Here is a 12,801-nt window from a genome sequence, read left to right as displayed (position 1 = left end):
ATTTTAGTGCCTCTAAATCTTTAATTAATTATATTATTATAGACAATAATAAGTCCTGTATACTGATTTTTCCATATACTCACTATTAAAAGATTTTACTATGCCTAACTTATTCTTGTTAGTTTTAAAGTTTCTCTATTACCTATAACAACAGGAACTTTTTCTATCTCAACATTGCTTGTATCTATTCCAAACCATTTTGCTGGTGAAACAGTTAATTTCTTAATTGCTAATTTTGAGCTAATAATAAAACTATCCCAAGCTGAAATTTGACTTTCATTAGAAAGTATTTCTTCTAATAATACAAATTTAAAATCTCCAACTGAACATGTTTCACTATTATTAATCATGTATTCCTTCGCAGTAGATTTTAATTCACCACTAGAAACAAGTTCCTTAATAATTTGACGTAAGAACACATTAATTCTTTGATCAACACGGAATCCAAGATTAAATTGAATGCTAAAAGTTTCATTTGGAATAATAGTTTTAACTCTATAATTTGTTGTATATGGCTCATCTGTCACGTTAACATTTATAAACCAATAATACTTAGCACGTTTAGGTTGCTTATTAAATATAGAAAAAGCTATCTTATTTTCAATTTTATTATAATTAGGTGATTGTGTTAAATATACAAGATTAGTAGAGTAAAGAGGAAGTTCTTTATCTTCCTTTATTTCCTTAAATTGATAATGATAATCTGATAAATCAACATATTCATTAAGCCTTCGCTTTATAATTGAACCGTAAATCCAAATATACATAATAAACATAATTGCCCCTGCAATTAAAACTGTTATGTATCCGCCATTTAAAAATTTAAATAAGTTACCATATAAGAAACTTAATTCCAATACCATAAATATACTAAAAACTATATTTCCCATAACTCTTTTTTTCTTATTATATTTTAAATATTGAGTTAATAAAATAGTTGTCATAAGCATTGTTATTGTAATTGATAATCCATATGCTGCTTCCATATGTTCTGATTTTTTAAAATGAAGTACTAGCAATACACAGCCAATATAAAGTGTAAAATTTACTGCTGGTATATAAATTTGACCTTTTTCATCATTTGGATATCTAAATTGCAATTTCGGGAAAAGATTTAATTTAATAGCTTCTGCAACCAATGTAAATGATCCCGATATAAGTGCTTGGCTGGCAATTACGGCTGCAAAAGTAGCTATAATTGTCCCTGGTATAATAAACCAACTTGGCATAATTAAGAAGAATGGATTTTCTTGAATCACCATTCCTTGTCTTAACATAAGGTAAGCACCTTGACCTAGATAGTTCATAACTAAACATATTTTTACAAATATCCATGTATAATGAATATTTTCCCTACCACAATGGCCAAGATCTGAATAAAGAGCTTCTGCCCCTGTAGTACAAAGAAATACTGCTCCTATTATGTAAACACCTTTAGGATTACTTATCAAAAGACTAATTCCATAATATGGATTAAACGCTTGAACTATTTGAGGATATTTAATAATTTGGCTAAATCCTAAAATTGCTAACATTGAAAACCATATAAACATCATTGGCCCAAACATTCGTCCTATTACTAATGTCCCAAACCTTTGGAGTAAAAATAATACAGTTATTATACTTAATACAATTATAACTATACTACTTGTATTAAGTGGAAAAACTATAGATAAACCTTCTATAGCTGATGTTACGGTCATTGGTGGTGTAATCATTCCATCTGCAAGCAATGCAGCTCCCCCAATAACAGCAGGCACAATTAACCATTTTGCCTGTTTTCTTACAAGAGTATATAAGGAGAATATTCCTCCTTCTCCATTATTATCAGCTTGAAGAGTTAGTATTACATACTTTATTGTTGTTTGAAGTGTTAATGTCCAAAACACAAGAGATACGCCACCTAAAATAAGTTCTTTAGATATATATCCACCACTTGTTCCTAGTATTGCTTTCATAACATAAAGTGGAGAAGTTCCAATATCTCCGTAAACAATACCTAATGCTACTAAAATCGATGCTATACTAATTTTATTTTTAATGTTTTTCTTTATATTATTATCCATATCGTTGTTTAAGTCTCCCTTTAATTTTATATTGAAACGAACCATCAATCATTATAATCCTACAAATTTTTATTGTCTATCTCCTAAAAGGAACGATTCTGTCAATATTTGCTCAATATACATTGTTTAATAACATAGGAATCTATTTGCTAACTATATCATTGATAATATCTATTTTTCTACATAACACTATATATTGTACTCTTTATCAAGGAAGTTATACAATATATTATAAATTAAAACTATTAAACTAAGATCACGTCAATTTCTATTAGCTATAATAAGCAATTCTGGAATTTTTCATTTCTATTTTATATTATAACTTCCGATAACTTACCATCTACTACTATTGAACCTTTTAATTGAAACATAAATATATGCAATATTTAGTACACTACTTATTATTGAAATTACGGTCATTAAATAAATATTTCTTTGAACTAGTAGTTCAACTGATTCAAGCGACCTATAGCCGCCTATCTTTTTCGTCTAAATGACTCGTTTAAAAGCATTAATCCAGCTAATACAGCAAATCCATGTAAAAGAGACACTACCCAACATACCCTAAAATGTTCCAGTCACAGTATCTTCTTTACTCGTAGCTTTCGCACTGCTTGTCCCAGATACTAATACTAACGTTATAGAAAAAACTATAAAAATTAGTGTTTTTTCTATACTTGTTTTTTTATAAAACCATTCTATATTAATAACAAGCAATATCACAACACCTCTAACCATTAATTTAATAGTTAATTAATTCATTTATTTATATTATAAATTAGGCATTTAAGATAAAAACTCCACATATGATTTTTATAACATCGCAAAAGTGCTTGACACTTGAATAAAAATTATTTATAATTATGTAAAAAAATAACTAATTACACTTACTAGTTATTTTGCAATATTATTAATATAATAATTTCGTATAACTCCAATAATATGGTTTGGAGGTCTCTACCAGGTACCAATAAATCCCTGATTACGAAGAATATACACTATAGGTGCGTATTCTTCATAATCAGGGATTTTTTCGCGAATTTTTTATCATCTAGTTTTTCAAAATAAAATATATTTATAAATTTAGGAGGATTATTATGAATTTTTTTAATTTACCAAAAATTGAACTTCACTGTCATTTAGATGGTAGTGTTAGGGCAGAAACAATAATTGATATAGCTAAAAAAGACGGAATCACCATATCATCTTTTAATATTGATGTAATAAAAAATCAGATTACTGCGCCATTAGAGTGTACATCTCTTGATGACTATTTAAAGAGTTTTTCATTACCAAATTTAGTAATGCAATCAAAAGAAAATATAAAAAGAATTACATTTGAGCTTTATGAGGATGCATCAAAAGAAAATGTTAAGTATATGGAAGTTAGGTTTGCGCCATTACTTCATACTGCCAAAGGTTTAACTATTGACGAGATAATAGGAAGCGTTATAGAAGGAATTAAGTCCGCGGAAAATATATATGATATAAAAGGAAATGTAATATTATCATGCATGAGAACTATGTCATCAGCTAATGCTCTAGAAGTAATTGAAAAAGGCAAGAAATTCCTTGGTAAAGGAGTTGTTGCTGTTGATTTAGCAGGCCCTGAAAAAGCAGGCTTTGCAGCTGAGTATGTAGACGCTATAAAAGTAGCTAGAGATTATGGCTACAGAGTAACTATTCATGCTGGGGAAACTGGAATAGGTAAAAACGTTCTTGATGCCGTTGAACTTTTAGGGGCTGAGCGGATAGGACATGGAGTTTATATTAACGACTGTATCGAAGCCTATAATATTGTTAAAGCTAAAAATATTGTTTTAGAAATATGTCCAACTAGTAATGTTCAAACTAAAGCAGTACAAGAATATAAATCTCATCCAATCCATAAATTTTATAATGATGGAATAAAAATAACAATTAATACTGATAACAGAACAGTATCAGATACGGATATGACTAAGGAATGCCAATCTATATATGATACTTTTAATATAACCCAAGAAGATTATAAACAAATTTATTTAAATAGTGTTAATGCAACATTTACTACTGAGGATGTTAAAGAATGGTTAAAGGACAAATTAACTGAATCTATAAAAAATAATAAGCCAACGTGCTAGTTACAACTTTTTATAGTGTACTGATAAAATTTATTTTTTAAAAATAAAACAGCTACATAGAATTCTACGTAGCTGTTCAGTTTATATATATTTTTTACCATTATACATAACCAGATCTCCAACCTTATAGTTTTCTAACTTTTTTCATTCAACTATATTGGAACTTAATGGTTTAAGTTTATTTAGACCTACTGGAGCTATTTTTGTACTATCTATAGCAACTCCATTTACAGATATATTATAAATGTTTTGCCCTTTAGAATTCCCTTCTAGACTACCCCCTATTACTACTGATTTTTTAGCATCTATAATATTATTCCATTCAGAACCCTCTATTCTATATCTATTATTTCCTAAAGAAGTTAGCTTTCCATCCCAAATAGAATTTATTTTTTTATCAAAGGAGAATTCTATATTCCATTCTTTTAAAGCTTTACTACTATTATTAGTTATAGTCAAATTAAAGTTAGCACCTGTCCCCCAATCAGAAATAATATCAAAGTTTGTATTTATTTCATTTCCAGTATTTGGAGTTGGTGGGGTATTCTTTTCAACAACTACTTTTAATTTTGAAACCAATGTCTGATTCCCATCACTAACCTCTACTAAATATATATATTCTCCTGGTGTCTTACCCTTTATTTCTTTATTTATTTTAACATCACTATTTGAACTATCTATTTTTTGATCTAATATAACTTTATCATTTTCTATAAGTTTTACTGTTTTAGCTGATGTTTTTCCTGGCACTAATATACTTAAATTGAAGTTACCATCATTAACTTGATTATCTATAGTTAATGTAGCTTCCTTTAATTTTAAGTCATCATCTGGATTTTTGCCAGGATTCTCTCCTGGATTATTTCCTATACCAACATCGTAAAATCCTTTTCCCACAGCCCACTTTTCTTCTGCACCATATAATTGAATAGCTGATTTTTCTAAAGCCATTCTGGCATCTATAAATACAGACTTCCTATTCATATAGGTTGTTAATGCTCTATAATATATAGCTGAAGCTTTTTCTACGCCCACAGATGTCATAATATTATAAAAAGCTTTATTTGGTATCCCTGAATTTGTATGAACACCGCCATTATCTTTTGATGTTTGATAATAATCTTTCATATTAGCTGGTTGTTTATAAAGAGTTGGATCCTTTAAACTTCTTCTTAAATCAAACCTATTGTTTGGCAGCGCTACATCCTCTCCAATAATCCAATCATTTTTTTCTTCTATAATACAACCAAATACATCTGAAAATGATTCATTTAAAGCTCCACTTTCTCCTCTATATTCTAAATCAGCAGAATTTTTAGTTACTCCATGAGTAAATTCATGTGCTACTATATCATATGATTTAGCAAAATTAGTAGCCATTACATTGTCCCCATCACCAAAAAACAAGGTATCTCTTCCATTAAAATAAGCATTAACTTCATTGCTTCCATAATGTACTGATACTTTTAAAGTTCCGCCTAGATTATCAAAACCTTTTCTATTAAAATTCTTTTTAAAATAATCATTTGTTTTTACTACATAATAATGAGCATCAATAGCCGCTTCTTGTCTTTCCTCATTAAAATTTGGTGTATCTGATACAATTAATTTTCCTGGCAATGTATTAGCTAATTTTACATCACTAGCATTGTTAGCGTCATAAGTTGATATCCTTCCTGTTGTAGAAATATCTTCAAGATAATATTTATTTCCTTGCTTGTTTACATTCAATTCTCTAGCTTTGCCATCTTGTCCCATACCACTACCACTAACATTTTCAGAATGCATGTTATTAATCATCTCTAGAGCTTGTCCATTAATGCTATCTATAAATATATTATAGTTGTAATCGTCTCCAACAACATTAACTAAATAACAAGGCTGCCATTTTTCTTTATAATTATAAATCACTTTAGTTATATCGTTTTCTTTTAAGCTATCTCTATCTTTTTTGATAAAATCTAAAGCTTCATTTGTTAGATTATCGTTATTAAGTTTAAATTTTTTTGAATATTCTTCATTTGGTACGTCTGATTCTAAAAGCCCATTAATATCACACACAAAATTATTTTTATCTGTATGCAAAATTATATCTGATCCATATACTCTTATCCCCTCAATTTCATACTGATATTTATAGTGCGTATATCCTAATGAATCTTTTTCGACTTTTAACAATTTAAATGATCCAACGTTTAGATTAAAAGCATCTAAATTTTCTTCTAAATATTTTAGTGCCTCTTTCTCTGTACTTACTGGCTGTGAACTTAATTTCCCTTCAATAAACCTAGGAGTTTTTTCATCATTATCCCATTGTACTGATATATTATTATCTGATACATATGATTCTTTTTCTATAAGGCTTTTTAAATACCCCTTATTTTCATCAGCTTGTACACTAATAGGTGATATTACGGTTGTTAATATTACCGCTAGTAAAAGTGCTATTTTTTTCATTTTTACCCCTCCATTTTTATTTATTTAAAAGATATCTTTAGTAAATTATACAATTAATGTTATAAATTTACAATAGTTTTTTAAAAAATAAAAAGAGTTGAACTTAGAATATTACTAAGTTCAACTCTTTATAAAACTAATTATATTATAATTTATTTTTTTAAAATTTACATTAAAATAAACCTTGTTTATTATTTACCTTGAGCAGCATTTACTCCTGAAATTCTACCAAATACTGTTATATCAGTAATAGCATTTCCGCCTAGTCTATTAGTTCCGTGAACTACTCCTGTTACTTCACCTGCTGCATATAATCCTGGTATTATTTTACCATCTTTATCTAAAACTCTTGTTTCTGTATCAATTACTAATCCGCCCATTGTATGATGAACTGATGGAATTGCTTTTTGGATATAGTATGGTCCTTCTTCAAGAGATACTAATTTACCCCTGTGCTTAAAGTCTTCATCCTTTCCATTTTTAGCGAATCCACTTACTCTTTCAGCTGTTTTCTTTAATTCATCTACTGGTATATTAAAGAATTTCGCAGCATCTTCTAATGTATCTGCCTTATATAATAACCCTTGTTTTATTAACATTTCATATTCTGACTTATGAACATCTATAGTATTAGATATTTCATCTATTTTTTCATTCCATAATAGATAAGTCTGTTTACCTGTTTGATTCAATATTGCTTTAGAAATAACATCTCGTCTTTCAAGCTCTTCTACAAATCGCTTACCTTCTTGATTTACTAATATACCACCATCAAATCTTGAATCAGCTACTAGTGATATTACCCCTGTTTCTGGGTTACATATAGGATAAGTTTGAATATATTCCATATTCATTATGTTGGCACCAGCTTTTTCAGCCATAACTATACCATCTCCAGTAGTACCTGGAGTATCTGTTGACATATACTTTTCATCAAGCTCTGCATTATATTTTTTTCTCATTTCAACATTTGATCCAAATCCACCTGTTGCTACAATAACACCTTTTGTAGCCTTAAATGTTAAGTCTTGTCCAGCTAAATTTTTAGCCTTAACCCCAGTTACCTTTCCATTTTCAACTATAAGCTCTTTAACTTCAGTTTCAGTCTTTACTGGTATTTCTTTTTCGTCTGCCTTTATTTTAAGTTTACTAATCATTTCAGCACCAGTATGTCCTTCTGGAATAAGTGCTCTTTTAACTGAATGTCCCCCAAATTGGAATAATTTATCGTCAATGAATTTAACATTAACTTCATCTCTTAACCATTCTGCTGCACTCTTTGCATTATCAGCTAATATTTTAACCATTTCTGGTAATCCTTTGTTGTCTCCGCCCTTTAATGTGTCATTATAAAATGTTTCTGCACTATCATTTTCTATGCCAACATTTTTTTGAACCCAAGTTTCAGGTGCATTCATTTCTCCACCTGATATTAATGTATTTCCACCTATTGAAGGCATTTTTTCTAATATAACCACCTTAGCCCCAGCCTTTTCTGCTTCTAAAGCTGCACTAAATCCGGCTCCACCAGCCCCTATAACAACAACATCATATTCTTGTGTTGTTTCTTCTTCTTTTAGATGTTCTACTACTATTTTATCACCATCACTCTTAATTCCCGCTTTTTCTAAAGCATTTTGAACAGCCGCTATGTATCCTTTACTTGTTTCAGTAGATCCTGATATAGCATCTACATTAGAGTTATTCTTCTCAACCATAACATTTTTGATTTTATTGAATACAGGTTCAGATAATACTATGTTTTCACTACTTTCAATAACCTTAATATCTTGAATTTTTTCATCTTTAATTTTAACTTCTACTTTTATAGCCCCATGTTTTCCATCAGCTTGTCCCGTAAAAGTTCCGTTAGATCCACAACCCACTAATGACGATAACGTTATCACCAAAGCTAAGGCTAATCCTAGTATTTTTTTCTTTTTCATTATTTTTCCTCCTTCATTTGTTGAAAAATCATTTCACTTAATAATACATTTAATATCCTCCATTGTAAAATTTTATACTCATTTTATTAATTTTATATAAATACCAAATTCTTATAAGTAATTTCTTACTAAATTATCAACAAAATAATTTATTTATTAATAATTTATCATGGTATTTTTTAACTTTTAGAAACTATTTTATGTTTACACAAAAAAGGAGCCCAAAAGGCTCCTTTTTATAAACTCTATTATTCTTCAAGTAAACTACGTATTACTTGTGTTGCATCCATATATTTTGAAATAGACTTTCCATAATTTAGTCTGTTTATGATTTTACCTAAGAATTCTGACATATCAACAGCCTTAAACCATTTAGCATCCTTTAATTCTTCGGATACATAAGTTAAATTAGTTGAGTAAACTTTAGTTATTATTCCATCTTCATATAATTTATTGAACTTTTGTAGCCCCTCTGTAAAGAAAGCAAATGTTGCTGCAACATATACATTTCTAGCATTTCTTGCTTTTAGCTCTAATGCAATATCTAAGACAGATTCTCCAGATGCTATCATGTCATCAACTATTAAAACATCTTTACCTGCTACATCTTTCCCCATATATTGATGTTCAACTATAGGATTTTTACCATTTACTATTAATGAATGATCTCGTCTTTTATAGAATAGACCAACATCTACCCCTAAAACACTTGAGTAATAAATTGCTCTATCCATAGCTCCAGTATCAGGACTAATTACAAGTAATTTTTCCATATTTAATTCTAATGTAGCTTCATTAGATATAAGTGATTTTACTATGTTATATGTAGGATATATATTTTCAAATGATAATAAAGGAGTAGCATTTTGAACATTAGGGTCATGAACATCAAAAGTAATAATTTCATCAACGCCTAATCTTTCAAGCTCTTGAAGTGCTAATGCACAATCTAAAGATTCTCTTCCCTTACGTCTATGTTGTCTTGATTCATACAAAAGTGGCATAATTACAGTTATTCTTGTAGCCTTACCCTTTATAGCTGAAACAGTTCTCTTTATATCTTGGAAATGTTCATCTGGTCCTTTATGGTTTTCAAATCCAAACATTTTGTATTTACAACTATAATTTCCAACGTCACATAAAATATAAATATCTTTACCTCTAACAGTCTCAGAAATTCTAACCTTTCCTTCACCATTTGAAAATCTTATTTCATCAATAGGTATTAAGAATGATTCAGTACAATTTCTTTTATCTTGGATGTACTTGTCTACAGCATTACCTAGCTCTGCACAACTCTCTAATACTATTAATCCAAGTTCATGATTTAATTCACTCATTTTCCACACTCCTTATTAGCTAAAGAATTTATTTTTATAAAATTCCTAACATATAACAGTATATATCAAAATCATGTATCTATAAATATATTTCAGCAATATTTTTTTCATCTTACTATTTTTTTTTTAAATATCCCTTAAATTAATATTATTATTTTTTTATAGCGTCCATTATTTCATCTAACATTTTATTTGTAGATATAAATCCTCCATCACTTAAATACCAAGAGTGAGTATCTAAATAAATAATTTTCCCTTCTTTAGCTACATTAGTGTTATTTATTAACTCATTATTTAATATTTCTTTAGCTGGTTTTTGATTTCCGTCTTTCATTACAACTGATTTATCAATTACAAACATATAATCTGGATTTTGGCTCGCAACATATTCAAACGATATATCTTGTCCATGATTTGCAGCTTCTATATTATCATCAGTATTTTTAAATCCAAGATTATTATATATTAACCCAAATCTTGATGTTTCTCCAAAAACACTTAACTTACCATCGCTAACCATTAATGTTGTTGCCTTATATGAATTTTTAGTTACCTCTTTATTTATCTCTTCTATTTTTTCATTTATTTTAGCCAATTCTTTTTTCACTATTTTGTCTTTGTTAAATATATTTCCTAAAGCCTCCATATTATGAGTAAATGATTCCATATATTTGCCATCTTCTTTACTTAATGATATAGTGGGCGCTATTGCATTAAGCTTATCATAAAATTTATGTTGCCTTCCATTTATCACTATTAAATCTGGCTTAAGTTCATTTATCTTTTCTAGATCCGGCTCAAAAAGGCCTCCAATATTTGCATATTCATCTCCATTATATTTATTTAAATACTCAGGTATTGATGACGCTTTAGGAACCCCTACAATCCCATCAATTTCTAATACATCCATAGCATCTAATGCTGCATAATCAAATACTATTACTTTTTTAGGATTAGATTTTATATCGGTTGTTCCAAGAGAATGTTCTACTTTTATTATTTCTTCCCCCATATTTTGTTTTGTATCACCTTTTTTTGAACTTAAAAATACTGTTCCTCCAATTAATCCCACTATTACTATCCCTACTATTAAAGCTATTTTTTTATTCATATTATAAATCTCCTTTTCAATAAATATTTTAATTTCATCGATTCTCATTATCAGTAGTTTTTTAAAAATTTTTTAGAAATAAATACATATCTTATCTCCATTTATTTCTCTAACATCAAATTTAATTTCATAGATTTCTTCTAATATTTCTTTTTTTATTATATCTTCTGTTTTTCCATACTTAACTAGTTTGCCATCCTTTAGTGCTGCTATATAATCTGTGTAACAAGATGTATAGTTTATATCATGCATAACTAAAACCACAGTTTTCCCAAGTTCATCACAAAGATTTCTAAGTATTTTCATCATTTCAACAGAATGTTTCATATCTAAATTATTAAGTGGTTCATCTAAAAACACATACTCTGTATTTTGTGCTATAACCATGGCTATATATGCCATCTGTTTTTGTCCCCCACTTAATTCATCTATATACTTATCTTCAATATCCTTAAGTTTCATATACTCTATAGCTCTATCTATATATTTATCATCTTCTTTTGTAATTCTTCCTTCACTATGTGGAAATCTTCCAAAAGTAACAAGTTCTCTTATAGTAAGCTTTAAGTTTATGTTATTAGATTGTTTTAATATGGCTATTTTTTTAGAAAGTTCTTTTTTATCCCATTCTTCTAATTTCTTTCCTTCTATAATAACTTGTCCATCATCTTTTTTTATAAGTCTAGTTATTATAGATAATACTGTACTCTTTCCAGCTCCATTTGGTCCTATAAAAGAAGTTATTTTACCCTTTTCTATATTAACAGATACATTATCCACAACAGTTTTACTGGAATATTTCTTTATTATATTTTTTACTTCTATCATAACTATTTACTCTCCTTTAACAATAAATATATAAAGTATAATCCACCTATAAAGTTTATAATTACACTTAAAGTTGTATTAAAGCTAAACACTCTTTCAACTAATAACTGTCCGCCTACTAAAGTTACTATACTTATTAATATGGATGCTATTATTAAATAGCTATGTTTATAAGTTTTAAATAATTGTTTAGTTACATTAGTTACTAAAAGGCCTAAAAATGTTATAGGTCCAACTAAAGCAGTTGATATTGATACTAATATAGCTACTATAACTATCATTTTTTTAACAATTTTATCATAATCCACACCTAAATTAATTGCCTGATCTTTTCCAAGCCCTATTACATCTAAAGTTTTTATATCATCATATATAAAAGGTATAATTCCTATTATTATTACACTAGAAATTAATAAAATTTCTGTATTTACACTTGCGAAACTTGCATACAAATTATTTTGAAGTGCTGCATACTCATTTGGATCTATTACTACTTGCATAAAAGTTGATATACTTTTAAAAAGGGTTCCTGAAATAACACCTACAAGTAATAAAAAGAATATGTTATTATTACTTTTTTCAAATAATATTTTATAAAGTAATACTGATGCAATAATCATTATAATTACTGCTAATAAAAAATTATTACTTTTACTTACAATAAATTTGCTATCAACGGAAGCAAAGAATACTATTATAGTTTGAACTAATATATATAATGAATCTAGACCTAGTATACTAGGTGTTAATATATTATTATTTGTTATAGTTTGGAATATAATAGATGAAAAAGCTATACATCCACCAGTAATAATTATTGCTATTAACTTTGGTATTCTTTGACTCATGGCATAGTCTAAATGTTTGAAATTTATTCCTACTGTTAAAAATAGGAATGAGAATACAATTATCATCAAAGCTATTATGCAA

General features: G+C 28.2%; 9 protein-coding genes and 1 riboswitch. Of the genes, 1 reads left to right on the top strand and 8 read right to left on the bottom strand.

Going from position 1 to position 12,801, the window contains the following annotated elements:
- Positions 1-104: 104 nt before the first annotated feature.
- Both BLS77_RS14895 and BLS77_RS19985 read right to left on the bottom strand, forming a co-directional pair.
- Positions 105-2,066 (bottom strand): KUP/HAK/KT family potassium transporter, encoded by a 1,962-nt coding sequence (locus BLS77_RS14895; protein ID WP_089971675.1) that lies wholly within the window; start codon positions 2,064-2,066, stop codon positions 105-107.
- 564 nt (positions 2,067-2,630) lie between these two features.
- Positions 2,631-2,783 (bottom strand): hypothetical protein, encoded by a 153-nt coding sequence (locus BLS77_RS19985; protein WP_175490873.1) that lies wholly within the window; start codon positions 2,781-2,783, stop codon positions 2,631-2,633.
- A gap of 187 nt (positions 2,784-2,970) precedes the next feature.
- A riboswitch (purine riboswitch) is annotated at positions 2,971-3,071 on the top strand.
- A 92-nt stretch (positions 3,072-3,163) separates the two neighbouring features.
- Between BLS77_RS19985 and add the strand changes: the two genes are divergently transcribed.
- Entirely contained in the window at positions 3,164-4,189 is a 1,026-nt protein-coding gene (gene add / locus BLS77_RS14890; protein ID WP_089971645.1) for an adenosine deaminase, read from the top strand.
- 144 nt (positions 4,190-4,333) lie between these two features.
- Here add and BLS77_RS14885 read toward each other — a convergent pair whose 3' ends face one another.
- The 6 genes from BLS77_RS14885 to BLS77_RS14860 all read right to left on the bottom strand — a co-directional run bounded on the left by BLS77_RS14885 (position 4,334) and on the right by BLS77_RS14860 (position 12,785).
- On the bottom strand, positions 4,334-6,646 hold the full coding sequence (locus BLS77_RS14885) for a M4 family metallopeptidase (RefSeq protein WP_089971644.1): 2,313 nt from the start codon (positions 6,644-6,646) through the stop codon (positions 4,334-4,336).
- Positions 6,647-6,837: 191 nt separating this feature from the next.
- Positions 6,838-8,592, bottom strand: coding sequence for a flavocytochrome c (locus BLS77_RS14880; RefSeq protein ID WP_089971641.1), 1,755 nt, complete (start codon positions 8,590-8,592; stop codon positions 6,838-6,840).
- A gap of 248 nt (positions 8,593-8,840) precedes the next feature.
- Complete coding sequence (locus tag BLS77_RS14875) at positions 8,841-9,932, bottom strand: ribose-phosphate pyrophosphokinase (RefSeq protein ID WP_089971638.1); 1,092 nt, start codon at positions 9,930-9,932, stop codon at positions 8,841-8,843.
- Positions 9,933-10,083: 151 nt separating this feature from the next.
- A complete protein-coding gene (locus tag BLS77_RS14870; protein WP_089971635.1) occupies positions 10,084-11,043 on the bottom strand; it encodes a siderophore ABC transporter substrate-binding protein in 960 nt (319 codons plus the stop codon).
- A 72-nt stretch (positions 11,044-11,115) separates the two neighbouring features.
- A complete protein-coding gene (locus BLS77_RS14865; RefSeq protein WP_089971633.1) occupies positions 11,116-11,871 on the bottom strand; it encodes an iron ABC transporter ATP-binding protein in 756 nt (251 codons plus the stop codon).
- 2 nt (positions 11,872-11,873) lie between these two features.
- Positions 11,874-12,785, bottom strand: a complete 912-nt coding sequence (locus tag BLS77_RS14860; RefSeq protein ID WP_207648697.1) for an iron chelate uptake ABC transporter family permease subunit — start codon at positions 12,783-12,785, stop codon at positions 11,874-11,876.
- Between the last annotated feature and the right edge of the window lie 16 nt (positions 12,786-12,801).

It is taken from the genome of Clostridium gasigenes, from assembly GCF_900104115.1.
GTDB classification, from domain to species: Bacteria; Bacillota; Clostridia; order Clostridiales; family Clostridiaceae; genus Clostridium; species Clostridium gasigenes.
This window is presented reverse-complemented; position numbering and strand designations above follow the sequence as displayed.